At 73.4% G+C, this 22,416-nt stretch carries 26 protein-coding genes; 15 read left to right on the forward strand and 11 right to left on the reverse strand.

Translation table 11 applies throughout. The features are described from left to right. Position 1 precedes the first annotated feature (1 nt). The 7 genes from ACH4LD_RS30880 to ACH4LD_RS30910 all read left to right on the forward strand — a co-directional run bounded on the left by ACH4LD_RS30880 (position 2) and on the right by ACH4LD_RS30910 (position 5,559). Complete coding sequence (locus ACH4LD_RS30880; RefSeq protein ID WP_398057495.1) at positions 2-895, forward strand: ABC transporter permease; 894 nt, start codon at positions 2-4, stop codon at positions 893-895. A gap of 41 nt (positions 896-936) precedes the next feature. After that, on the forward strand, positions 937-1,752 hold the full coding sequence (locus tag ACH4LD_RS30885; protein ID WP_398057494.1) for an ABC transporter permease: 816 nt from the start codon (positions 937-939) through the stop codon (positions 1,750-1,752). A 33-nt stretch (positions 1,753-1,785) separates the two neighbouring features. After that, complete coding sequence (locus ACH4LD_RS30890; RefSeq protein WP_398057493.1) at positions 1,786-2,466, forward strand: maleylpyruvate isomerase N-terminal domain-containing protein; 681 nt, start codon at positions 1,786-1,788, stop codon at positions 2,464-2,466. Positions 2,467-2,557: 91 nt separating this feature from the next. Further along, positions 2,558-2,839, forward strand: coding sequence for a hypothetical protein (locus ACH4LD_RS30895; protein ID WP_132785834.1), 282 nt, complete (start codon positions 2,558-2,560; stop codon positions 2,837-2,839). A gap of 97 nt (positions 2,840-2,936) precedes the next feature. Next, positions 2,937-3,692, forward strand: coding sequence for a DUF2071 domain-containing protein (locus ACH4LD_RS30900; RefSeq protein WP_132785940.1), 756 nt, complete (start codon positions 2,937-2,939; stop codon positions 3,690-3,692). Further along, on the forward strand, positions 3,689-4,231 hold the full coding sequence (locus ACH4LD_RS30905) for a hypothetical protein (RefSeq protein ID WP_398057491.1): 543 nt from the start codon (positions 3,689-3,691) through the stop codon (positions 4,229-4,231). Before ACH4LD_RS30900 ends, ACH4LD_RS30905 begins: the two co-directional genes overlap by 4 nt. Before the next feature lie 446 nt (positions 4,232-4,677). After that, positions 4,678-5,559 (forward strand): DMT family transporter, encoded by an 882-nt coding sequence (locus ACH4LD_RS30910; protein WP_398057490.1) that lies wholly within the window; start codon positions 4,678-4,680, stop codon positions 5,557-5,559. 6 nt (positions 5,560-5,565) lie between these two features. Here the strand turns inward: ACH4LD_RS30910 and ACH4LD_RS30915 are convergent, their stop codons facing one another. From ACH4LD_RS30915 to ACH4LD_RS30960, 10 genes are all read right to left on the reverse strand, one after another. Further along, positions 5,566-6,009, reverse strand: coding sequence for a MarR family winged helix-turn-helix transcriptional regulator (locus ACH4LD_RS30915; protein ID WP_398057488.1), 444 nt, complete (start codon positions 6,007-6,009; stop codon positions 5,566-5,568). A 30-nt stretch (positions 6,010-6,039) separates the two neighbouring features. Next, the gene (locus ACH4LD_RS30920; protein ID WP_398057487.1) at positions 6,040-7,107 is read right to left on the reverse strand and encodes an alpha/beta hydrolase fold domain-containing protein; all 1,068 of its coding nucleotides are present in this window, start codon (positions 7,105-7,107) and stop codon (positions 6,040-6,042) included. Positions 7,108-7,130: 23 nt separating this feature from the next. Continuing rightward, positions 7,131-8,102: an amidohydrolase family protein gene (locus tag ACH4LD_RS30925; protein ID WP_398057486.1), complete on the reverse strand. Its 972-nt coding sequence runs from the start codon at positions 8,100-8,102 to the stop codon at positions 7,131-7,133. Beyond that, the gene (locus tag ACH4LD_RS30930) at positions 8,086-8,520 is read right to left on the reverse strand and encodes a XapX domain-containing protein (protein ID WP_398057485.1); all 435 of its coding nucleotides are present in this window, start codon (positions 8,518-8,520) and stop codon (positions 8,086-8,088) included. Before ACH4LD_RS30930 ends, ACH4LD_RS30925 begins: the two co-directional genes overlap by 17 nt. Further along, positions 8,517-8,663 (reverse strand): DUF1427 family protein, encoded by a 147-nt coding sequence (locus ACH4LD_RS30935; RefSeq protein WP_398057484.1) that lies wholly within the window; start codon positions 8,661-8,663, stop codon positions 8,517-8,519. The genes ACH4LD_RS30930 and ACH4LD_RS30935 overlap by 4 nt, the downstream gene beginning before the upstream one ends. A 5-nt stretch (positions 8,664-8,668) precedes the next feature. Then, a complete protein-coding gene (locus tag ACH4LD_RS30940) occupies positions 8,669-9,229 on the reverse strand; it encodes a quercetin 2,3-dioxygenase (protein ID WP_398057483.1) in 561 nt (186 codons plus the stop codon). Between the two features lie 92 nt (positions 9,230-9,321). Next, a complete protein-coding gene (locus ACH4LD_RS30945; RefSeq protein WP_398057482.1) occupies positions 9,322-9,465 on the reverse strand; it encodes a hypothetical protein in 144 nt (47 codons plus the stop codon). Between the two features lie 59 nt (positions 9,466-9,524). Further along, positions 9,525-10,007 carry a carboxymuconolactone decarboxylase family protein gene (locus ACH4LD_RS30950; protein ID WP_398057481.1) on the reverse strand — a complete coding sequence of 161 codons (483 nt, stop codon included), beginning with the start codon at positions 10,005-10,007 and terminating at the stop codon, positions 9,525-9,527. A gap of 116 nt (positions 10,008-10,123) precedes the next feature. Further along, positions 10,124-11,683: an alpha/beta fold hydrolase gene (locus ACH4LD_RS30955; protein WP_398057480.1), complete on the reverse strand. Its 1,560-nt coding sequence runs from the start codon at positions 11,681-11,683 to the stop codon at positions 10,124-10,126. Further along, on the reverse strand, positions 11,680-12,702 hold the full coding sequence (locus ACH4LD_RS30960; RefSeq protein ID WP_398106200.1) for a serine hydrolase domain-containing protein: 1,023 nt from the start codon (positions 12,700-12,702) through the stop codon (positions 11,680-11,682). Before ACH4LD_RS30960 ends, ACH4LD_RS30955 begins: the two co-directional genes overlap by 4 nt. A 726-nt stretch (positions 12,703-13,428) precedes the next feature. Between ACH4LD_RS30960 and uppS the strand changes: the two genes are divergently transcribed. Both uppS and ACH4LD_RS30970 read left to right on the forward strand, forming a co-directional pair. Next, a complete protein-coding gene (gene uppS / locus ACH4LD_RS30965) occupies positions 13,429-14,175 on the forward strand; it encodes a polyprenyl diphosphate synthase (protein ID WP_398057478.1) in 747 nt (248 codons plus the stop codon). Then, complete coding sequence (locus tag ACH4LD_RS30970) at positions 14,172-15,644, forward strand: oxygenase MpaB family protein (protein WP_398057477.1); 1,473 nt, start codon at positions 14,172-14,174, stop codon at positions 15,642-15,644. The genes uppS and ACH4LD_RS30970 overlap by 4 nt, the downstream gene beginning before the upstream one ends. Before the next feature lie 26 nt (positions 15,645-15,670). Here ACH4LD_RS30970 and ACH4LD_RS30975 read toward each other — a convergent pair whose 3' ends face one another. Further along, a complete protein-coding gene (locus ACH4LD_RS30975) occupies positions 15,671-16,543 on the reverse strand; it encodes an SGNH/GDSL hydrolase family protein (RefSeq protein WP_398057476.1) in 873 nt (290 codons plus the stop codon). Between the two features lie 393 nt (positions 16,544-16,936). On the opposite strand from ACH4LD_RS30975, the gene ACH4LD_RS30980 reads away from it, so the two are divergent. The 6 genes from ACH4LD_RS30980 (at position 16,937) to ACH4LD_RS31005 (ending at position 22,347) form a co-directional block, all read left to right on the forward strand. Next, positions 16,937-17,092, forward strand: coding sequence for a DUF6131 family protein (locus tag ACH4LD_RS30980; protein WP_014676832.1), 156 nt, complete (start codon positions 16,937-16,939; stop codon positions 17,090-17,092). Between the two features lie 665 nt (positions 17,093-17,757). Then, positions 17,758-18,531 (forward strand): polysaccharide deacetylase family protein, encoded by a 774-nt coding sequence (locus ACH4LD_RS30985; RefSeq protein ID WP_398057475.1) that lies wholly within the window; start codon positions 17,758-17,760, stop codon positions 18,529-18,531. Between the two features lie 246 nt (positions 18,532-18,777). Next, positions 18,778-20,076, forward strand: coding sequence for an extracellular solute-binding protein (locus ACH4LD_RS30990; protein ID WP_398057474.1), 1,299 nt, complete (start codon positions 18,778-18,780; stop codon positions 20,074-20,076). 47 nt (positions 20,077-20,123) lie between these two features. Then, positions 20,124-21,065 carry a carbohydrate ABC transporter permease gene (locus tag ACH4LD_RS30995; protein WP_398057473.1) on the forward strand — a complete coding sequence of 314 codons (942 nt, stop codon included), beginning with the start codon at positions 20,124-20,126 and terminating at the stop codon, positions 21,063-21,065. Continuing rightward, positions 21,062-21,910, forward strand: a complete 849-nt coding sequence (locus tag ACH4LD_RS31000; RefSeq protein ID WP_398057472.1) for a carbohydrate ABC transporter permease — start codon at positions 21,062-21,064, stop codon at positions 21,908-21,910. The genes ACH4LD_RS30995 and ACH4LD_RS31000 overlap by 4 nt, the downstream gene beginning before the upstream one ends. Positions 21,911-22,068: 158 nt before the next feature. After that, the gene (locus ACH4LD_RS31005) at positions 22,069-22,347 is read left to right on the forward strand and encodes a hypothetical protein (protein ID WP_103813205.1); all 279 of its coding nucleotides are present in this window, start codon (positions 22,069-22,071) and stop codon (positions 22,345-22,347) included. The last annotated feature ends 69 nt before the right edge of the window (positions 22,348-22,416 follow it).

The following is a 22,416-nucleotide window of genomic DNA, read 5'->3' on the forward strand; positions in this document are numbered from 1 at the left end:
CGTGACGACCGATCTGCCGGCCGCCGCCGGACGGAGCACCGTCCGGCGGCTCGCCGGAGCCCTGCACCGCAGACCCCGGCTGCGGCTGGCCCTCCTGCTCACCGCCCCGCTGCTGTGGCTCGCCGTCCTCTACCTCGGCTCCCTCGCGGTGCTGTTCGTCTCCGCCTTCTGGACGACGGACTCCTTCACCTCCCAGGTGGTGAAGGTCTGGTCGACGGACAACTTCCACGCGCTGTTCACGACACCGGTCTTCCGTCAGGTCATCCTGCGCAGCGTCGGGGTGGCCCTCGCGGTGACCGCGCTGTGCGCGGTGATCGCCTTCCCGGTCGCCTTCTACACCGCGCGCGTGGCGCGGCCGAAGTGGCGTCCGCTGCTCGTCGTGGCCATCCTCACCCCGCTGTGGGCGAGTTACCTGGTCAAGGTGTACGCATGGCGGCTGATCCTCTCCGAGGGCGGCCTCGCCGACTGGATGCTCGCGCCGTTCGGACTGAACGGCCCCGGCTACGGACTGCCCGCCACGGTCCTCACCCTGACCTACCTCTGGCTGCCGTACATGATCCTGCCGATCCACACGGCGCTGGAACAGCTCCCGGCCAACCTGCTGGACGCCTCCGCCGACCTCGGGGCGCGGCCGGGGCGGACCTTCCGCTCGGTCGTCCTGCCCATGGTGCTGCCCTCGGTCGCCGCCGGCTCGGTGTTCACCTTCTCGCTCAGCCTCGGCGACTACATCACCGTGCAGATCGTCGGCGGCAAGACCCAGCTGATCGGCAACCTCGTCTACTCGAACATCGAGCTCAACCTGCCCATGGCCGCCGCCCTCGGCACCGTGCCCGTGGCGGTGATCGTCCTGTACCTGCTGGCGATCCGCCGTACGGGCGCCCTGAACAGCCTGTAGCCCGTCCGCACACCCACCAGAAGCTGGAGGAGAAGAGCGCCATGCACCTCAGCCGCACCGCGCGCATCGCCCTGCGCATCGGCGCCGGGCTCGGCTTCGCGGTGATCTACGTCCCGCTGCTGCTCGTCCTGGTCAACTCCCTCAACCCGGACCGCAGCGCGAGCTGGCCACCACCGGGCCTCACCGTGCGCTGGTGGTCGGTGGCCGCGCACAACTCCGGTGCCCGCGAAGCCCTGTGGGTGTCGGTGAAGGCGGGGCTGGGGGCGACCGCCGTCGCGCTGGTCCTCGGCACGCTGATCGCGTTCGCCGTGGCCCGGCACCGCTTCTTCGGCCGGGCCACGGTGTCCTTCGTCGTGGTGCTGCCGATCGCGCTGCCCGGCATCGTCACGGGCATCGCCCTCAACTCGGCCTTCAGCACGGTGCTGGAGCCGCTCGGCGTGGGACTCGGGCTGTTCACCGTGATCGTCGGGCACGCCACCTTCTGCATCGTCGTGGTCTTCAACAACGTGGTGGCCCGGCTGCGCCGTACGTCCGGCTCGTACGAGGAGGCGGCCATGGACCTCGGCGCGACCACCTTCCGCGCCTTCGTGGACATCACCTTCCCGCTGGTCCGCTCCGCGCTGCTGGCGGGCGGCCTGCTCGCCTTCGCCCTGTCCTTCGACGAGATCGTGGTCACCACGTTCACCGCGGGGCCGGGCATCGAGACCCTGCCCATCTGGATCTTCGACAACATGACCCGGCCGCAGCAGGCTCCCGTGGTGAACGTCGTGGCCGCCGTCCTCGTCCTGCTGTCGGTGATCCCGATCTACCTGGCCCAGCGGCTGTCGGCGGACACGGCGACGTCCAGCCGGGTATGAGTGTGCCGGGGAACTCAAGGAACAAGGCAACGCATGAACACCACTGATCCCGCCGGCCCGGCGCGGGCCCTGCGCGCCTCCTACGAGACCGCCTCGGCGGCCGTCGCGGACCTGGACGACGAGGAGTCCTGGCTGCCGACCGGCTGTACCGGCTGGGCGGTCCGCGATCTCGTCTTCCACTGCGTCCAGGACGCCCAGCGCGCCCTGGTGGCCCTGCACACACCGGTGCGGGAACCGGCGGACCGGGACGCGGTGACCTACTGGCAGGACTGGCAGCCGGGCACCACCGGGGCGGCGAACGGCCGGCGCTGGGTACGGGTGAACGGCAGCATGTTCCTGGACTTCGGCCAGCTGCGCGGCCTGTACCTGGAGACGCTGGCAGCGACCGTGCACGCGGCGGAGGCGGCCGATCCCGCGCAGCGCGTCGGCACCCAGGGTCACGTGCTCACGGCCGGGGACCTGCTGACCACCCTGGCCGTGGAGGCGACCGTGCACCACCTCGACCTGACCGTCCGGCTCCCGCGCGCACCGAAGCCGGCGCCCGAGGGCCTGGCCGCGGTGCGGGCCACCCTGGACGGGCTGCTCGGCCGGCCCGCGCCGCCGGACTGGACCGACGAGCACTACGCGCGCGTGGGCACCGGCCGGGCCCCGCTCACCGACGCCGACCGGGCCGCGCTGGGCACAGCGGCGGACCGGTTCCCGCTCTTCGGCTGAGACCCGGCCGGGCACACCCAACACGGGGACACGCACGGCGACACCTGCGCGGTGCGGGCGCGGACGGCGGTGTTGATGGAAGCCTGCGCCCATGAAGATCCCTCCCGCCATCACCCGTTACGTCGACCGGGTCACCGCCGGCCCGGGCGGCGCGATGACCGACGAGGTCGGCGTCATCACCGGCGACCTCACCGTCGCGACCATCCTGAGCGCCGACGGCCACAGCGTGCGGGTCGTCGTCCAGCACTCCGGCGGCGACACCTGGTACACGCTCGCCGGCAGCCCCGCGCCCGTGCCCGCCGGCCAGCTCGCGGCCTACCACCGGGACCTGCTCGGCCGGATCCGCCGCGGGGGCGGCACCCGGGCCACCTGAGCCGGCGCGCCCCGGGCAGGCCGGTCCGCTCCCCGGGTTTCGGCACGGGCCCCCGGGGGAGTCGGTGCGCGTGGTCTCGTACGGAGCGGAGGAGCGCGTGTACCTGCCCGCCCTGTGTGCCGGCTGGCTGACCCAGACCTTCGTGCACTGGGCGTACGCCCCCGACCAGGTCCAGCGCCTGCTGCCCGACGGTCTGGTGGTGGACACGTTCGACGGCGCCGCGTGGGTGAGCCTCACCCCGTTCGTCATGGCCGACGTGCGCCCGCCCGGGGCCCCGCTCGTGCTGCCCTCGTTCCCCGAGACCAATCTGCGGACCTATGTGCGCGACCGGAACGGCCGGGACGGGCTCTGGTTCCTGTCCATCGAGGTGTCCTCCCCGGTCATGCTCGCCGCCCGCGCGGTCGGGGTGCCGTACCACGTCGGCCGCCTGGAGGTGGCACGCCGAGGGGACACCGTGCTCTACACCGGCGTCCGGCGGCGCGGCGGGCCCTCGTACGAGGTGACCGTCCGCCCGGGCGAGCCGGTCCGGCCCGGCCCTCTGGACGTATGGCTGACCTCGCGGTGGCGGGCCTTCACCCGGCGGCTCGGCGCGCTCTGGGAGACGCCCGTCGAGCACGCGCCCTGGCCGGTGCGCGAGGCGCGGCTCGACACCGTCGAGGAGAGCCTCACCCGAGCGGCGGGGTTGCCGCGGCCCACGACCGCACCGCTCGTGCACTACTCGGACGGCCTGCACAAGGTACGCCTGGGCATCTCGCATCCCGTACGGCCGGCTCAGGGCCGGGGTACGGGCGACGGCCCGCCGGCCGCACCGCGGCCACGACCCCATGGCACCCACGAAGGAGGCGCCCGATGAACCGTCCCGCCACCGCCGGCCCCCAGACCACGGGCGGCGCCGACATGAAGCTGCTCGGCATCTACCTCAACGACCACCTCGCCGGTGCCACGGCGGGCACCCAGCGGATCGGCCACCTGGTGCGGTCCGCCCGGGGCTCCGCGCTCGGCAGAGCCCTCCGGCCGGTCGCCGTGGAGATCGCCGAGGACCGCGCGGCACTGCTGGACATCATGCGCGACCTGGACGTGCCGGTGCGGCGGGCGAAGGTCTACGCGGGCTGGACGGCCGAGAAGGTGGGACGCATGAAGCTGAACGGCCGTCTGGTACGGCGTTCTCCGCTCAGCACGGTCCTGGAGCTGGAGGCGATGCGGCTGGCGGTCGAGGGCAAGGCCGCGGGGTGGCTCACCCTGCGCCGGCTCGCCACGACGGACAAGCGCCTGGACCCCGGCCGGCTCGACACCCTCCTGGAACGGGCCCGGCGCCAGCAGGACACCGTGGAGGAGTGGCGTGTGCGCCAGGTGGACACGGCCCTGCGCGCGACCGGCCCGGCCACGGCGTGACGTCCCGGCCACGGTGTGCCTCAGGGCCCCGCCCAGCGTCCCCGAACACCGACCGGCGGGCTCCGGCACCGACCGGCACCCCACCGAACCGCGGACCCCCGGCACCGGCCGGGGCACACCCCGAGCCCCGGCCGAAGACCCCAGGCCCGACCGGCGCACCCCCGCGGCACGACCGCACATCCTGAGCCCCGACCAGCACACCCCGAAACCCCGACCGGCACACGCCCGTGGCACGACCGGGACATCCCGAGCCCCAACCGGAACACCCCGCGAAGCGACCCGCACACCCCCCGCCAAGTGACCCGCGCACCGGGGCGCCCGCCGGCAGGCCCCGGTGGGACCCGGCGCGAGGAGGCTCCGGCCGGACCGCGGGGGGCCGTGCGGATCCGTAGGCTGGGAAGGCCGGAAGCTCCTCCGGGAGACCGACCCGCAGGCAGGAGACGGTCGTGATCGAACTGGCCGCGGCGTTCGCCGTCGCGGGAGCGGCGAGCAACGCCGTGGGCACCGCCTTCCAGCGCAAGGTGGCGTCCGTCTCGCGGGGCAGCGGGATCCGGCTGGTCGCGGAGCTGGCACGCCGGCCGGCCTGGCTGATCGGCATGGCCGGAGTGGTCTGCGCCGCGCTGTTCCAGAGCCTCGCCCTGGTCAACGGCCCGCTCGCACTGGTCCAGCCGCTCTTCATCCTGGAGTTGCCCTTCGCGCTTCTCGTCGCCGCCCCGCTGATGCACCGGCGGCTGCCGCCCTGGGGCTGGTGGGGGGTGGGCGGCTGCGTGGCCGGGCTCGCCCTCCTGCTCGTGGCCGCCGCCCCGCACGGCGCCACCGACCAGGCGCGGCTGGTCCGCTGGATCCCGGCCCTGTGTCTGTGTCTCGGCGCGATGGCCGCGGCCGTCCTGCTGGCCGGCCGGGGGCGCCCGCCGGCCCGGCGCGCCGCGCTGCTGGCGGCCGCGTCCGCGACCGGCAACGCCCTGACCGCCGCCCTGCTGAAGTCGGCCTCCGGCACGTTCGCCGACCACGGCTTCGCGGCGTTCCTGCGGTCGTGGCAGACGTACGGCTTCGCGCTGGCCGGGGCGGCCTCCGTGATCCTGCTGGAGAACGCGCTCCAGGCCGGTCCGCTGGCCGCCGCACAGCCCGCGCTGACCATCGGAGACGCGGTGGTGAGCCTGGCTCTGGGCGTCTTCCTGTTCGGCGAGCGGATCCGGACGGGCTGGTGGCTCGTACCGGAGGCGTGCGGGGCCCTGCTGATCGTGGCGGGCGTGCTGGTCCTCAGCCGGGCCGTCCAACGGATCGTCATTCTGCCGGTCCCCGCCGAGGAGCGGCATCCCGCCACGTGAGGCGGCTCAGGGAGCGGCGACGAGCGGCGGTTCTCCCCAGTCGGACGTCAGCGCCTCCCGCAGGGCGCGGGCCGGGGCCGGCCCGATGCGCTCCACCAGCACCGACTCGATCACCTTGATCGTGGCCTGCGCCCGCTCGTGCACCCGCTGCCCCTCGGCGGTCGTACGGATCAGGCGCCGGCGCGCGGACTCGGGGTCGGGCACCTGCTCCAGCAGCCCCAGGCCGATCAGTCCGTGCACCGCCTGGTGGGCCGTCTGCCGGGTGACGCCGATCCGCCGGGCGAGTTCCGAGACGGTGGTGCCCTCGGCTTCCAGCATCGCGAAGACGGACGCCTGCGCCGTCGTCACCGGCTGCTCACCCGCCGCCTCCATGCTGGCGAACAGGGCGTCCTCGAACCAGCGGCGGGCCTCGGACAGGAGCTGGGGCAGGTTTGCGGCGCGATGACTCATGGCTCCTCGGAAGATCGGTTACCCAGGGGATTATCCTCCGGAGCAGTGTCGTGCGATGAAGGCGGCCGTCCTGGTGAAGCACCCCTCGACCTCGTCCTCCGCGGCCCCCACCCACAGGTGGTTCGCGCCGGGCACCCGCACATGGTCGACCGGGACCCGCGCGGCCCGCAGTGCGGCCGCGAGCCGCTCGCTCTGCGCGCAGGGCACCAGTTCGTCGCGGGTGCCGTGCAGTACCAGGAAGGGCGGCGCCTGGGGCGTCACCCGCAGCGCGGGGCTGGCGTCCCGGGCCAGGTCGGGTGCGTCGACGGGGGCGGTGCCGAGCAGCAGCGCCTCCGGGGTGGCCGGGTCGCACGGGTCGAAGCGGCCCGGTGGCTGGTCCTCGGGGAGGCGGGTGAGGTCGGTGGGCGCGTACCAGGTGACGCAGCCGCGCACGGTCGCCGTGCCGGCACGACCGTCGGTGGTGGTGAGCGCCGTGAGTGCCGCCAGGTGCCCTCCGGCGGACTCACCCCACAGGACCACCTGGTCCGCGTCCAGACCGAGGTCAGCGGCCCGGTTCCGCAGCCAGACCAGCAGCGCGCGCAGGTCGGTGACCTGGGCCGGGTGACGGGCTTCGCCGCTGAGCCGGTAGTCCGGGCAGGCCACGGCCACACCGGAGAGCGCGAGCCGGGCGAACGGCCCGGGCCGCCAGTGCCGGAACCGCGGTCCGAGGTCGTCACGCAGTCCTGTCCGCCAGCCGCCTCCGTGCACGAAGACGACGACCGGTACGGGCCCCCGCGACTCCTCCGGCAGCCACAGATCTGCCTCCAGCGGCCGACCGCCGTCCGGCACGGCGTAGACGGCACCACGCACCAGCCGCACACCCGGGACGGGCCGCGCGGCCGACGGGAGGGGCAGCCGCAGGGGGTCCGGCGGGTCGAGGAGCTCCAACGGGAAGCCGGGGGCGGGCGGGGTGCCCTCGGGCGGGGAATCCTGATGCACGGTGTCCTCGGGTACGGGCTCTTCGGGTAGGGGGTCCTTGACTACGGCCTCGTCGGGGACGGTGTCCTCGGGCACGGTGACCTCGACAACAGCCTCCTCACGCATGGCGTCCTCACGCATGGCGTCCTCACGCACCGTGTCGTTCAGCGGGCGAGGCGCGGGAACAAGGTCAGCGCGTTGGTGGTGGTCAGGGAGCGCCAGCTGGTGCCCGGTACCGGGGCGGGTGCGCTGTCGAAGGAGGCGGCGTGCGCCCGGGCCGCGTCCTGTGGCGTCCAGCAGTAGTCGCTTCCGTACAGCAGCCGCGCCGGGTCGGCCAGGCCGAGCAGGGCCGGCACCTGGCGCGGGAAGGCCGGGCCGGCGAGGTCGTAGTACAGGCGGCGCAGCTGGGCGACGGCGTCCGGTGCCTGCCCCTCGCCCCGCATGAACAGTCGCAGGAAGCCGTCGATGCGGTCGGCCAGGACCGGGAGGGCGCCCCCGCAGTGCGGTACGACGACCCTGAGGTCCCGATGGCGTTCGAGTGTCCCGGCGAAGAGCAGGTCGGTGACGGAGCGGGCGGTGTCGAAGACGAACTCCACCATGGGGCGCGGCCGGCCGAGCGCGGAGCGCTCCCAGCACACCGGTGACGTGGGGTGGACGAAGACGACGGCCCGGCGCCGGTTCAGTTCGGCGAACACCGGTTCCAGGCGGGGGTCGCCGAGGTAGACACCGTGGCTGTGGGTCTCCAGCACGACACCGTCGGCGTGCAGCTGGTCGAAGGCGTACGCGATCTCGGCGAGCGCGCCGTCGACGTCGGGCAACGGCAGCGAGGCGAACAGCCCGAAGCGCCCGGGGTGGTCCCGTACGATCCCGGCGCCGTCCTCGTTGACCTCGCGGGCCAGCGCACGCGCGGCGGCCGGATCGCCGAAGGACACGCCCGGGGACGACACCGACAGCACGGCGGTGTCGATGCCGCTGCGGTCCATCAGCTCCAGATGCGCGCGGGCGGACCACACCGGCCAGGCGGGCACCCCGTCGGGCCGCTCGTGCCCGGCCGCCCTGGCCTGGCGGACGTAGGAGTCGGTGACGAAGTGGGCGTGGACGTCGACGAGTCCGGGGCGGTCAGCGGGCACGTTCATCGGCGGGATCCTCGTGGGTGGGAGGGGAGTCGGACGGGGTGGGAGCGGGCGCGGTGTGCGGGGAATCCGGGGCCTCGGACGCCGGACCGGGGCCGGGGCCGGGGCCGGCCGGAGCCGACGCCGGGGTCGTCCGGGCCGCGCGGGCCCGCTGCCGTACCGCCGACACCGCGCGTTCGCCGATCACGATGCCCAGCAACCCCGTCAGCCCCGGCAGAGGCGGGGCGGGTGAGCGGAGGCCGAGCAGCCAGTAGACGGCACCCATCAGCCCCCCGGCGACGAAGGCGATGCCGGCGGCCCGCAGGAACCCGGCGGAACGGCGGACGCGGGCAGCCAGGCGGCACCGAACGGTCCGGCGGCACCCAGCGGCCCGCACGGCGTCGGCCGCGGCGGAGCGCCGTGAGCCCTCCCCGGGCCTCACCGCAGCTCCAGCAGGCTCTGCCCGAGCAGCATGCCGAGCAGGCCGAACAGGGCGACCGGCGGTGGGGCGGGCGACCTGACCCGCAGCAGCCCGTACAGGGCGCCGACCAGGGCACCCGCGCACAGGGCCTGGACGTACGGCACGCGTGTCAACTCCCGGTGCGCCACTGGTGGTCGGGCAGGAACCGGACGTCGTACCGCTGGGGCACGGTCGTGAACTTCTCCGGCGCGGGCACGAACGGCCGGGCGGGCAGGCCGAGTTCGTCCGCCGGGGTGCCGAGGGCCTCGAAGAACCGCTCGAAGGTGCCGTTCGGACCGGCGGCGACGCCGACGACCTGCGAGTGGTGGCGTTCCATGCGGTAGGCGTGCGGGCAGTTCTTCGGGACGAAGCCGAAGTCCCCGGGCGTGAGCAGCTTCTCGTACTGCTCGCCGGCCAGGTCCTCCACGAAGAGCCGCACCGCGCCCTGGGTGATGTAGAAGACCTCGTAGGTGTCCGCGTGCGAGTGGGCGGGGATCACCTCCCCCTTCGGCCCTTCGCAGGTGAAGAAGTTGAACGCGTTCTCGGTCTGTTCGCCGCCCGCGTAGATCGTCACCAGGTCACCGAACAGATGGGCCCGGTCGCCCAGGCCCTTCTCGATGAAGTAGGGCCTGCCGGGCTCCGGGGGGATGAAGGAGCGGGCGCGATGCCGGGTGGCGTACTCGATGGTCATGCGGAACCTCCGGTTCTCCACGCGTCAATGTCAGGCTACCTGACATTGAGCCTGTGGCCAACCGTCGGCCGTCACCCGGCACGGTCCTCCGGTCACCCGGAGGGAGCCGGCGCGGTCCGGTGGCCGGACCCGGTGGTCCCGGAGACGTGCACCAGGTCCTCGCCGATCACGGCACGGGCGTCACCGATCCGTTCCGCGCAGGTGGATGCGACGGGGATCGCGCGCCGTTCCGTCATGGGCCGAACGCCGAGCGACCGTCCCGGTCACGTCCGACAGCCCGTACGCCCGCGCCGCCTCACTGCTCGGCCCGCACCCGGTGCCGGCTCATGGCGGAGACCCGGTTGAACGCGTTGATGGTCACGGCCACCCAGATCACGGCGGAGATCTGGTCGTCGGTGAGGACGTCCCGCGCCGTCGCGTAGGCGGCGTCCTGCGCGGCGGTGTCGGCCACGGCCGTGGTCGCCTCGGCGAGGGCCAGGGCTGCTCGCTCGGCGGGCGTGAAGAGGTCGGTGTCGCGCCAGGCGGCGAGCACGCCGAGGCGCTGCGGGCTGTCCCCCGCCCGCAGCGCCGCCCGGGTGTGCAGGTGCAGGCAGTAGGCGCAGCCGTTCAGCTGGGACACGCGGAGGTTGACCAGTTCCACCAGCACGCGGTCCAGGCCGGCGTCGGCGGTGACCGCGCGCACCGCCTCGGACGTCTGCACCAGCGCGTGGTACGCCTTGGGGCTCTGCTTGTCGATGTAGATCCGCCGGTCGGCGCCGGCCTGGACGGGGCTGGTCAACCTGGGCTCCTCCGCGTGGCAGTTTTGTTGAAGTTGAAACTATCATGGCCGGTCCGGAGGTGCGCGGGCCGGCAGCACTCACGGGCGTCGGCCGCGGGCAGACGCGCATCCGGTGGTCAGCGAGTGGGGCAGGCGAGGTCACCGGGCGGGAGGTGGCCGGTCGCGAGGTAGCGGTTGACCGCGCCGTCCACGCACCGGCTGCCGAAGACGCCGTACACCGCGTGCTGGTCCGCTCCGCGCAGGGTCACCAGGCGGGAGCTGGGCCAGTCGCGGCGCACCGCCTCCGCCATGGGGTAGACGGTGCGCGGATCGCCGGTGGCGTTGACGAGCAGGGCCGGCAGGTCGTCGCGGACCGTCGTCGGGCGTTCGCGCGGCGGCTCCCAGAACGCGCACGCGTTGATGTCGTTCGTGACGGGCGCGAACAGCGTGTCCCGGCGGTCGGCACGCCGCAGATCGCGCCAGTACGTCTCCGGGTCACGCGGCGCTGCCACGTCCCCGCACAGGATGGCGGTCTGCGCGCTGCCGTAGGGGGACTCGTGCCCGGTCAGCACGAACTCCAGCGCCGAGGCCAGCCACGGCGAAGGGGTGACCGGCCGGCCCCCGGCGGCCCGCCGCAGCTCCCGCACGCCCTGGGCGAAGTCGCCGTACGCCGTGGGGTTGTCCTGCGAGAGACCGTTGAAGACGAGGACGGGCAGGACGTGGTCGTCCACCCGGTACCCGCCGACGCGCAGGGGCGTGCGGGCGGAAGCCGACCTGACCGCCTCCACGGTGGCCAGTACGGCGCTCCCGGTGCGCCCCAGCCCGTAGATCTCGTGGTGGGCGGCGGTCCAGTCGGCCCAGTCGCGCAGGGCGTGCCGGTTGGCCTCCTCCGTGCCCCGCAGCAGCCGCGGACCGTAACGGGCGGGGTCGGCCACGCCGTCCAGGACGACCCGGTCGGTGTGCCCGGGGAACATCGTCGCGTAGACCTGGCCGAGGTAGGTGCCGTAGGAGTAGCCCAGGTAGGAGATCCTGCGCTCGCCCAGCGCCGCCCGGATGACGTCCATGTCGCGCGCGGTGTTCCGGGTGGTGGCGTACGGCAGCAGGTCCCCGGCGTGGGTACGGCAGCGGCGGGCGAGGTCCTTGGAGAGGGCGACCACGCGGTCGAAGGCGGCGCGGCCGGTGCCGGCGCCGCGGATCATGCTGCCGGTGGGCCAGTGGCAGTCCAGGGTGGTGCTCCGGCCGACGAAGCGGGGGTCCACCCCGACCACGTCGTAGCGTTCGGCGACGTCCTTCATGGCCGTGCGCACCCACGGCGGATCGCCGAGCGTCTGCCCGCCGGGACCACCGCTGTTGAGCAGCAGCGCGCCGACGCGGTGGGCGGTGTCGGTGCCCCGGATCCGGGAGATCGCGACGGTGATCGCACGGCCGTCGGGGCGGGCGTAGTCCAACGGCACCGTGACGTCGGCGCATTGGGCACCGGCCTGTTCGAGTTCCTCGCCGGTGGCGTCGTCGGGGCCGAGCCGGCAGCTCTTCCAGTGGAGGTGCTGGTGGTGGTAGCGGGCGAGGGGGTCGGCGGCCGGGCGGGCCGGGGCGGCCGACGCGGGCGCGGTGCCCAGGGCCAGCGCGCCCGCGAGGGACAGCGTGACGGCCGCCGGGGCCCGGGAGAGGAGGCGGCGTGGGAAGGTGGCGGGGGTCATGCGGGGGTCCTTTCGGCGGACGGGGCCTCGCAGAGGGCCTTGTCGACGACGTCGAGGAAGTCCTGTTCGGCCTGGAGCGTGGCGGGCACCTCGTTCAGGGCGACGGCGACGGCGCGGCCGTCCGGGCCGGTCGCGACCAGCGCCCGGTGGCCGCCGGGCACGGTCCCGGCATGCCCCCACCAGAGGCCGCCGCAGGACAGCGGTGAGGAGATCAGGCCGAGCCCGTAGCGGGCGCCGGGCCAGAGCCGGTCGGGGTCGGCGGCCACCGTGCGCCGCATCTCGGCGCGTTGCGGCGCGGGCAGCAGCCGTCCGGTGAGCAGCGCGCGGGCGAACCGGGTCAGGTCCGCCGGCGTGGACACCAGGGCCCCGCCGACCCCGCCGAAGGTGGTGTTCCAGGCGGTGCCGTCCACCCGGCGGCCGTCTTCCGCGGTGAAGTAGCTGTGCGAGTGCGGGCCCCGGATGCGGGTCTCGTCACCGGGCCAGTACGTGTCGCGCAACCCCAGGGGCGCGATGATCCGGCGGCTGATCTCGGTCTCCGGGCTGTGGCCGGTGACCTCGCGCACGATCAGCCCGGCGACGAGGTAGTTCGTGGTCGCGTAGTGCCAGGTCCGCTGAGGGCGCGGCAGCCGCAGGGCCCGGGCGATGAGCAGGTGCGGCTCGAAGTGGCGGTGGCGCAGTCGTTCGATGTGCTGCCACTCGGGGGCGTCGAGGTAGTCGGGCAGTCCGCTGGTGTGCCGCAGGAGCTGCCGTACGGTGATCCGGCGGCCGTCGTACGCGCCGCCGCGGATCAGGCCGGGCAGGTAGCGCTCGACGGGGGCGTCCAGGGACAGCCGCCGCTCGGCGGCCAGTTGCAGGACGACCGTCGCGGTGAACGTCTTGGTGACGCTGCCGACGCGCAGCCGGTCGGTGGTGTTCATGGGGCGGCCGGTGCGCAGCTCGGCCACGCCGTCGGTCGCCGTCCAGCGCGCGCAGGGGGCGTCCGGGTCGGCGCCGGTGACCAGGACCGCGGCACCGGCGATCCGGTCGTGGGGGGGGGGGGGGGGGGGGGGGGGGGGCCGGGCCCCGGGGGGGGGGGGGGCCCGGGGGGGGGGCGGGGGGGGCGGGGGGGGGGGGGGGGGGGGGGGGGGGGGGGTGGGGGGGGGGGGGGCGCGCGCCGGGCCCCCGGGGGGGGGCCCCGCCGGGGGGGGGGGGGGGGGGGGGGGGGGGCGGGGGTCCACCCCCCCGGGGCCCCGGGCGTCGGGGCGCGGCCCCCGGGGGGGCCCCACGGACCGGCTCAGCGCCGGGTGCGGGCCGCAGACGCGGGAGGCGTCCCGGGACTGCGGCGCGGCGGCGGCCGGGGTGACGGCCGGGGTGACGGCCACCAGGCAGGCCGTGGCCAGGGCCGCGAGGCCGGTACGCGGGCGCCATGCGGAACCGGGCGGACGGGAGGCGGAACCCCGTGGACGGCGGGACGCGGAACCCGGCGCACGGGACGTGGGACTCGGTGCACGGGACGCGGGACTCGGTAAGGAGATCGCCATGTCCCCTGACGCTAGGCACCGCCCGGGCCGCGTTCACTCCGGCGGGCAGGCGGTTCGGGGCGGGGGGCAGCACCAGCGCGCGCCCGGAGGCGAGCCCCCGCACGCGCCTCACACCCCTCGGACAGCCGTACCAAGGGTGAACGGCGGGCGTTGTGCCGTGTCCGGAACCCGGGGCTGCCACTCTGGACGGGACGAGGGGTCCGCTCATCGCTGGGGGGGGCAGGCGTGACGGTTGGGGGCAGCGGCTCGGTCCGGCGGACGCCGCGGCACGTGGCCTGCGTGATGGACGGCAACGGCCGCTGGGCGGCGCGGCGTTCACTGCCGCGCACCTCGGGTCACCGCGCGGCGGAGACGACGGTGATCGACGTCATCGAGGCGGCGCGGACGGCCGGCGTGGAGTGGCTGAGCCTGTACGCGTTCTCCACCGAGAACTGGCAGCGCCCGAGCGCCGAGGTCGACTTCCTGATGCGGCTGGTCCGCCGCGTGGTGCGCAAACACGCCGCGCTGCTGCACGCGCGCGGGATCCGCTGCCGGTTCCTCGGGGTGGCGGATCCCCGTATCCCCCCGGCACTGGCCGGGGACTTCGCCGATCTGATGACGCTCACCGGTGAGAACCGGGGTATGACGCTGACCGTCGCCTTCGATCACGGCGGGCGCCGGGACATCGTGGCGGCGGCACGGTCCCTGATCCGCAGCGGGGTGCCGGCCGAGGCGGTGGACGAGCGGAGCTTCGCCGCTCATCTGCCGTTCCCCGACACCCCCGATGTGGACCTCGTCATCCGGACCTCCGGGGAACAGCGCATCTCCAACTTCATGCTCTGGCAGGTCGCCTACGCGGAATGGATGTTCCCGCCGGTGCTCTGGCCCGACTTCCGCGCGCCGCACTTCGTGGAGTGCCTGCACGCCTACCAGCAGCGCGACCGCCGCTTCGGCGGCGTGGCGCCCGACGCGAACGGAGAACGACGACCGTGACGGACACGCGCGGCAACGAGCCCAGGAACACCGGCACCGAGGCCGGTGTCGGCCAACTCTTCGGCGAAGGCAGTCAGTTCCACGCGTTCTTCAATGATCCGCGCTGGGCGCTGGCCATCGTCCGGGCGACCGTGCTGGAGGCGGCGCACCCTCAGGTCGGCGGGGCCCTGATCGACAATTCCACGTTCGTGACGCACCCGTGGCGACGGCTGCGCAACACGATCGTCAGTCTGCAGCGCATGTTCGGGCCCGACGACGCGGTACGGCGCAGGGAGGCGGCCCGGCTCAACCGGCTGCACGCCCGGCTGCGCGGCACCGACGCGCACGACCGGCCGTACGACGCGCTGGACCCCGAGGTGCGGGCCTGGGTGGTCGCGACGCTCTTCGAGAGCAGCGTCACGATGTGCCGCCTCAGCGGGCAGCCCCTGGAGCAGGACGCCATCGAGCGGCTGTACGCCGAATTCCGGGCCTACCTCGCCCTGCTGGACGGTGATGCCCGGCATCTTCCGCCCACCGTCCAGGAGTTCTGGCCGTACTACGACCGGGTGGTCGAGGAACGGCTGGAGAACACGGAGGCGATGCGCGTCATCCTCTACCGGCTCTTCGACCATCTGCCCGTGCCGCCGCTGCTGCACGGTCTGCCCACGCTGTGGGCGGCCGGCCGCGCGCTCGTCGGCCCGCTGATCGGTGTCATCACCGTGGCGTCCCTGCCGGAGCCCTTCCGACGGCGGGCCGGGCTGCCCGAGCTGCCCGGCGCCCAGACCCTGATGCAGAGCGCCTACCTGGCCGCCGGCCTCGCGCGGTTCCTGCCCGACGGCCTGCTCCGGACCGACGGCGTGGTCGACCTGCTCTTCCTCTCCCCCGACAGCGACGACCCCCGGGCCCGGACGATCAGCGCGCTGCGGGACCGGATGAGGCGGGCCGGGGCCCTGGTCCGGCTGATCACACCCCTGCCGCCGGAGGAGCCGGACCCCGACCCGGGGAGCGCGTCGCGGCGGGGCGCGGAGGAGTTCTTCGCGGCGGTGCTGGACCAGACCGGGGACGGCTATCTGGACTGGCCCGACCTCGCCGCCATGGCCCGGGAACTCGCCGGCCGCCTCGACCTGGACGAGCCGGAGGAGACGCGGCTCTACGACGCCTTCGCCGGCTGGTGGCGCGAGCTCCAGGCGGCCCTCGACACCGACGGCGACGGCCGCGTCAGCGCCCGGGAGTACGCGGCGGCCGTGCCGTCGCTGGCCGGGCCCGCCCTGATCAGGGTCGCCGAGGTCCTCTTCGACGTCACCGACGCGGACGGCGACCGACGTGTCGACGCGGCCGAGTACCGGGCGCTGTTCCGCACCGGGTTCCGGCGGGACGTGGCCGGCGCGGACGGCACGTACGCGCGGGGCGCCTTCGTGCGGGACTTCCTGGCCTTCATGTCGGGCCGGGAGCGTTCCACGCCGTACGACCCGCTGCTCGCCGACGCCTGACCGGCGGCCCGGTGCGGCGGCGTCCGTCAGCCGAGGCCGAGGGTGCTCAGGGTGTGTTCGGCCATGCGCCGCTCGCCGAGGGCGTTCGGGTGGACCGGGACGACGCTCTGCCCGAACAGCAGCGGCTCGATCCACCGGGTGCCGACGGCCCGGCAGGCGTCATGTCCGGCCGAGACCTCGGAGAAGTCGACGTAGGTGGCCCCCGTCTCCTCGGCGGCGCGCCGGACCACGGCGTTGAGGTGCGCCTGGAGGGCGTGCAGGTAGGGCACGTCGCCGGTGGCGAGCGGCAGCCTGACGAAGCAGGACGGGTCGGCGGTGGCGGGCGTGATCCACGGGTAGCCGAGCACCGCCACCCGGGCCTGGGGAGCCTTGGCCCGGACGCTGCGCAGGGCGGACTTCAGCGCGGGATAGGTGTGGGCGTCGATCTCGTCGTCGAAGGACGTGCCGTACCGGTCCGCGCAGGGACTGCCCTTGCCGCCGCTGAGGACGCCGGCGGTGCCGCAGGCCGTGATGGCGTTGATGAAGGTGCCGTTGTCGTTGCCGCCGATGGTGAGGGTCACCAGGTCGGTGTCGGCGGTGACCGCGTCGGCCTGGGGGGCGACACCGGGGTACTGGGCCTCGGTGACGTCCTTGGTCTGGGCGGCGCCACAGGTCACGTCCGTCAGCCGGGCCGCGGTCCGGGCGGCGATGACGTGGGGGTAGTTGGCCGTGGAGCGCAGGCAGAGCGGACTGGTGAGGTCGACGGGGAGGACACCGGAGGCGGCACTGTAACTGTCGCCGAGGGCGGCGTAGTTCAGGGGCGTGGTGGCGTGGGCGGGGGCCGTGCCGAGGCCGAGGACCAGTGCGCCGACGGCCGCGCAGGCCGCCGTGAGGACGCGGCGTGCGGTGGGTATGGGCATGCGGTGCTCTCCCCTCTCGGGACAGGACACAGGACGGACGGGCATGGCGGTGCCGTGGGATGGCGGTGCCGTGGCTTCCGCCCGGTGGCGTGCGGTGCAGGGCATGGTGGAGCACGGGAACGGGCGGCTCGATCGAACCGAGGGCGTGCGGGGGCGACGCGATGGGCTGGGGGTGCGGGACGACGCGAAGGGCGTGCGGGGGCGACCGCGAGCTGCGGGCCGTAGGGTGGCGGCGGGGTTACCGCAGGGTGCTACCGCTAGGTAATGTGAGGCCGCCGCATCGCCGAGTCAACATTGTCGACAGAACTTCTTGAAAGTCGGAGCGCACTGATAGGGCGGGCGTTTCGGGGGCACTCGGAGGACAGGAGCCCCGTCATCGGCTGGAGGCACGTCATGATCGCCCTCGGCATCATCCTGCTCATCATCGGCTTCATCACCGGCATCTCGATCCTGTGGACCATCGGCGTCATCCTGCTGGTGGTGGGAGCCATCCTGTGGATCATGGGGTCCATGGGACACGCGGTCGCCGGCCGCCGTCACTACTGGTGAGCGGCCGCTCCGGATGAGCGGCCACCAATGAACCCTCCGGCGGGCGCGGCTGAGCGCCCGCCGGGCGGCGCGTGCGCTCCTCGGTGCCCGGGGCGACCGGGTCCGCGGAACTCGACTTCGCTCCGCAGGCTGTGACAACCCGTCATGAGCGGTCCGTGACATCCTGCGGGGCGCGTACGCGTCCGTCGCCGCGACCACCGCTTCCGCCGCGACCACTGCTTCCGTGCCGGAGGTACCGAGGGTGTGGCGCGTCGCACTCCTCCGCGCTCTCGCCATCGCAGCCATCGCCGCCGTCGCAGCCGTTGCCCCGTCACCGATGAAGTGGCCGTTGCCCCAGGAGCGGACAATGCTGCGGGCGAAGGCCGCCGGGAACAGTGTGCTCAGCCCCCGGGTCAGCGGTTCCTGGCGCGGCGCGAGGACGGAGCCCCGGGACACGCCACACCAGCCACCGTTCGCGGACAGGCCGCTGCCGCTCTGGTCGAGCAGGGTGATCCGGCCCCGGCAGGCAACTGTCCCGGACGCGCCCCGGAACTGTCCGTGATCCGTAACAGACGGATCCTTCCCCCAACCCCGGCCGTCCTGCCAGGTGCAAGGGGTGCGCGGTGCTTGGGCACTGCACCTCATCAGCACGGCACAGGCATCGGCACGGCAGGGGGCGGACGGACATGGCGCGGCACGGTGGACGGGGATGGTACGGCCGGGTGATCGCGGCGGCGGTCGGGGTCACGGCGGTGGCAGCCGCCACGTCGGTGTGGACGGCGCAGGCCGGCCAGACCGGCGGTGGGCCGGCCGCGCCGCACGCGTCCGCCCGGGCCGCCGCGCCCCGGGCCCATCCCGTGTCCGCCACCATCGTCCACGCCTCCGACCAGGGCGAGCACGCGGTGAACATCACCATCGACGACGGCCCGGACCCGGTCTGGACCCCGCAGGTGCTCCAAGTGCTGCGCGACAACGGTGTGAAGGCGACGTTCTGCATGGTCGGCACCCAGGCCGAGGCACACCCCGAGCTGGTCCGGCAGGTGGTGGCCGCCGGGCACCGGCTGTGCGACCACACGGTGTCGCACGACACCACCATGGACACCAAGTCCCAGGCCTACCAGGCGCAGCAGATCGAGGACGCCGAGCGGCAGATCACCAAGGCGTCGGGCGGGGTACGGCCGACGTACTACCGGGCCCCGGGCGGCGCGTTCACCCCGTACAGCCGGAAGTTGGCGGCCTCGCACGGGATGCGGCCGCTGGGCTGGAACGTCGACTCCAAGGACTTCGAGCGGCCGGGCAGCGACGCGATCATCGCGACCGTCGAGCGGGAGGTGCCGAACGGGCCCACGATCCTCTTCCACGACGCGGGCGGCGACCGCTCCCAGACGGTGACGGCCCTGCGCACCGTGCTGCCGTGGCTGAAGCAGCAGGGGTACGAGTTCGGCTTCCCGGTCCGGTGACCGCCTTCCCGGTGCGCTGAACGCCTTCCCGGTCCGGTGACAGCCTTCGCGGTCCAGTGACCGGCTTCCCGGTCCGCCGCCCGCGGACCGCTCGGCGGGCGGCGGGCGTTGCGCGGAGTGCGTGCCGCTGTCACAGAGTGGTGGCGCCCTCTTGTGGCGTGTTCATGCAGTGCCTAGCCTCCGATGTGTTGTGCACAGCGAAATCACCATTGCGCATGTTGCAACGCCTCATCGGAGGAGCACTGCATGAAGCTGTCCGTCCGTTTCGTTGGGCTCACCGCGCTCGCCACCGCCCTCGTCTCCGCCTGCGCGCCCCAGACCTCCGGCACCTCCGCCTCCGACAAGGACGAGAAGACCGGCACCGTGCGCCTCTGGCTCTTCCAGGAGGTCGACAACCAGCCGAAGCAGCGCGTCGTCGACGCGGTGATCGCCGGCTTCGAGAAGGCGCACAGCGGCACCGACGTCACCGTCGAGTACATCCCGGTGGAGACCCGCGCCCAGCGCGTCAAGGCCGCCTTCAACGACCCGAAGTCCGCGCCCGACGTGATCGAGTACGGCAACACCGACACCGCCGGCTATGTGCGGGACGGCGGACTCGCGGACGTCACCCGGGAGTTCGACGCCTGGAGCGAGGCGAAGGACACCGATCCGACCGCCCGGCGGTCGGTCACCGTGGACGGGAGGGTCTACGGGGCGCCGTACTTCGTCGGCGTCCGCGCGCTGTACTACCGCACCGACGTCTTCCGCGAACTCGGCCTGCGCGCGCCCGAGTCGCAGGCCGAGCTGATCTCCACCGCGAAGAAGATCCGGGCCGCGAGACCCGGCCTGTACGGCCTCGCCGTCGGCGGCGCCTACACCTACGGCGCGATGCCGTTCATCTGGGCCGACGGCGGCGATCTGGCCACGGACAAGGAGGGGGCGTACACCTCCGCCATCGACAGTCCGGCCGCCCGGAAGGGCATCGAGGCGTACACCTCCCTCTTCGGCGACGACAACTGTCCCGCCGCCAAGTGCGCGGGCATGGGCGGCAACGACACCGTGACCGCGTTCGCCTCCGGGAAGGCGGCCATGGCGATCGGCGGCGACTTCAGCCACGCCGCCGTGGAGGCCGGGAAGGTCAGGGGGAAGTACGCGGTGGTGCCGCTGCCGGGGGTGAAGCCCGGCTCGATCGCGCCGGCGTTCGCGGGCGGCAACAACATCGGCGTCCTGAAGAGCACGTCGCACCGCACGCTCGCCGTGGACCTGATGAAACGGCTCGCCTCGAAGAAGACGCAAGGGGAACTCTTCGACGCGATGGGCTTCCTGCCGACCTTCACGGACGTACGGCAGCGGGCCGCGGCCGAGAAGCCGTACGTGAGGCCGTTCGTCCGGACCCTCGCCGCCGGCACCAGGTTCGTGCCCGTCTCGCCCGCCTGGGCCCGGATCGACTCCTCGCTGGTGCTGCCGACGATGTTCCAGGAGATCGTCAGCGGCAAGAAGGACGTCGCGGCGGCTTCCGCCGACGCGGCGAAGAAGATGGACGAGGCGTTCGGAACCGCCAGGTGAGCCGGCTGACGGCGGCTTCCGGGGCGGAACTCGCAGAGCCTCGGCGGGTGCGGGTGGTGCGTGGCCCGTCGCGCCCACGCGGCGGCAGCCGCACCTCGAACGCGGCCCCGCGCACCTCGGGCGGATGGACGCCCTGGCTCTGTCTCGCGCCCGCACTGCTCGTTCTGGGCGGCCTGCTGGTCTACCCCGTCTACCAGCTCGGCCTCATCTCGTTCCTGGAGTACACCCAGGCCCAGGTCAGCGGCGGGGAGCCCACCCGCTTCCGGGGCCTGGCCAACTACACCGAGCTCTTCGCCGACGACCAGTTCCGGCAGGTGCTGCTGGCGACGGTCGGCTTCGCGGCGGCCTGTGTGGTCTGCACACTGGCCGTGGGCTGCGCGCTCGCCGTCCTGCTCACCCGGGTCCGCGCGGTCCCGCGGCTCGCCCTCCTGCTGGCCGCGCTGGGGGCGTGGGCCACACCGACGATCACCGGTTCGACGGTCTGGCTGTTCCTCTTCGACCCCGACTTCGGCCCGGTCAACCGCCTCCTGGGCATCGGCGACTTCTCCTGGACCTACGGCCGTTACAGCGCGTTCCTCCTGGTCCTGCTCGAAGTCGTCTGGTGCTCCTTCCCGTTCGTGATGGTCACCGTCTACGCCGGCATCCGCGCGGTGCCGGCCGAGATCCTGGAGGCCGCCGCCCTGGACGGCGCCTCGCAGTGGCGGATCTGGCGCTCGGTGCTGGCGCCGGTCCTCAGACCGATCCTCGTCATCGTCACCGTCCAGTCGGTGATCTGGGACTTCAAGGTCTTCACCCAGATCTACGTGATGACGGGCGGCGGCGGCATCGCCGGGCAGAACCTGGTCCTGAACGTCTACGCCTACCAGAAGGCCTTCGCCTCCTCGCAGTACAGCCTCGGGTCCGCGATCGGCGTCGTCACGCTGCTGATCCTGCTCGCGATCACGCTGGGATACCTGCGGCTGCTGCGCCGCCAGGGGGAGGAGCTGTGAGCCTCGTACACGGTCGGGCGGTACGGCGGCCCTGGCGGCTCGCCGCCGAGGCGACCGCGCTGCTGGTCGCCGCGGTCGTCGCCTTCCCCCTGTACTGGATGCTGCTCGGCGCGTTCAGACCGGCCGGGGAGATCGAGTCCACCGAGCCGAGACCCTGGACGGCTTCGCCTTCGCTGGACTCCTTCCGACGCGTGTTCGGACAGCAGGAGTTCGGCCGGTACTTCGTCAACAGCCTTGCCGTCGCGGTGAGTGTCGTGATCGCCTCCGCGCTGATCGCCTTCCTCGCCGCGACCGCGGTGACGCGCTTCCGGTTCCGGTTCCGGACCACCCTGCTCATCATGTTCCTGGTGGCCCAGATGGTGCCGGTGGAGGCGCTCACCATCCCCCTGTTCTTCCTCATGCGGGACCTCGGTCAACTGAACACGCTGGGCTCCCTGATCCTGCCGCACATCGCCTTCTCGCTGCCGTTCGCGATCTGGATGCTGCGCGGGTTCGTGCGGGCCGTTCCGGAGTCCCTGGAGGAGGCCGCGTACCTGGACGGGGCGAGCCGCGCGCGCTTCCTGTGGCGGATCCTCCTCCCGCTGGTCCTGCCGGGGCTGGTGGCCACGAGCGTGTTCTCCTTCATCTCCGCCTGGAACGACTTCCTGTTCGCCAAGTCGTTCATCATCAGCGACACCTCGCAGTCGACCCTGCCGATGGCCCTGCTGGTCTTCTACAAGCCCGACGAGCCGGACTGGGGCGGGGTCATGGCGGCGTCCACGGTGATGACCGTTCCGGTGCTGGTGTTCTTCGTCCTCGTGCAGCGACGGCTGGTCTCCGGGCTGGGCGGAGCGGTGAAGGACTGACCTGCTCCGGGCCCTTCCTCGATGGCATGTTGAAACGGCAATCAAGAAACGCCACAAACCATCACGAAATAGACATGCCTCTCGGCAAATCGGGCAACCGGGTTGGTGTCGAAGCGACCGCAACCATCCGGACCACCGGCATGGACCTGGAGCACACCATGATCATCAAGAAAATGCACGAGATGGGCATCCGCAGCGAGCACGCCTACCTGGCCGGCATGGCTTCCATCGGCCTCACGGTGGCCGCGTGGATAGGCTCCCTGAAGATGGAACCCGGCACCGGCCTGGACCGCGCCGACCGCTGGGGCATCTTCGTCGGCGAATGGGCCCCCACCTTCTTCGGCCTGGGTCTCGCCCTGTCCCACTACGAGCAGCAGGACGGCACCCTCACCGCGAGCAACGTGCACGAGCTCCGCGAACGGCAGAAGGCCGGCTGAACGCGTCGACGACAGCGCCGCCACAGCGGGCGGCGCTGTCCCCGTGCGATCACTCGACGGCCGGGACCG

Source organism: Streptomyces sp. NPDC017676, from assembly GCF_044329325.1.
Classification (GTDB): domain Bacteria; phylum Actinomycetota; class Actinomycetes; order Streptomycetales; family Streptomycetaceae; genus Streptomyces.

Bases quoted from the DNA above. Each gene is read 5' to 3' on its own strand.
- ACH4LD_RS30885 (WP_398057494.1), top strand. From the start codon at position 937: ATGCACCTCAGCCGCACCGCGCGCATCGCCCTGCGCATCGGCGCCGGG.
- ACH4LD_RS30890 (WP_398057493.1), top strand. From the start codon at position 1,786: ATGAACACCACTGATCCCGCCGGCCCGGCGCGGGCCCTGCGCGCCTCC.
- ACH4LD_RS30895 (WP_132785834.1), top strand. From the start codon at position 2,558: ATGAAGATCCCTCCCGCCATCACCCGTTACGTCGACCGGGTCACCGCC.
- ACH4LD_RS30905 (WP_398057491.1), top strand. From the start codon at position 3,689: ATGAACCGTCCCGCCACCGCCGGCCCCCAGACCACGGGCGGCGCCGAC.
- ACH4LD_RS30915 (WP_398057488.1), bottom strand. From the start codon at position 6,009: ATGAGTCATCGCGCCGCAAACCTGCCCCAGCTCCTGTCCGAGGCCCGC.
- ACH4LD_RS30920 (WP_398057487.1), bottom strand. From the start codon at position 7,107: ATGCGTGAGGACGCCATGCGTGAGGAGGCTGTTGTCGAGGTCACCGTG.
- ACH4LD_RS30925 (WP_398057486.1), bottom strand. From the start codon at position 8,102: ATGAACGTGCCCGCTGACCGCCCCGGACTCGTCGACGTCCACGCCCAC.
- ACH4LD_RS30940 (WP_398057483.1), bottom strand. From the start codon at position 9,229: ATGACCATCGAGTACGCCACCCGGCATCGCGCCCGCTCCTTCATCCCC.
- ACH4LD_RS30945 (WP_398057482.1), bottom strand. From the start codon at position 9,465: ATGACGGAACGGCGCGCGATCCCCGTCGCATCCACCTGCGCGGAACGG.
- ACH4LD_RS30955 (WP_398057480.1), bottom strand. From the start codon at position 11,683: ATGACCCCCGCCACCTTCCCACGCCGCCTCCTCTCCCGGGCCCCGGCG.
- ACH4LD_RS30975 (WP_398057476.1), bottom strand. From the start codon at position 16,543: ATGCCCATACCCACCGCACGCCGCGTCCTCACGGCGGCCTGCGCGGCC.
- ACH4LD_RS30980 (WP_014676832.1), top strand. From the start codon at position 16,937: ATGATCGCCCTCGGCATCATCCTGCTCATCATCGGCTTCATCACCGGC.
- ACH4LD_RS30985 (WP_398057475.1), top strand. From the start codon at position 17,758: ATGGCGCGGCACGGTGGACGGGGATGGTACGGCCGGGTGATCGCGGCG.
- ACH4LD_RS30990 (WP_398057474.1), top strand. From the start codon at position 18,778: ATGAAGCTGTCCGTCCGTTTCGTTGGGCTCACCGCGCTCGCCACCGCC.
- ACH4LD_RS31005 (WP_103813205.1), top strand. From the start codon at position 22,069: ATGATCATCAAGAAAATGCACGAGATGGGCATCCGCAGCGAGCACGCC.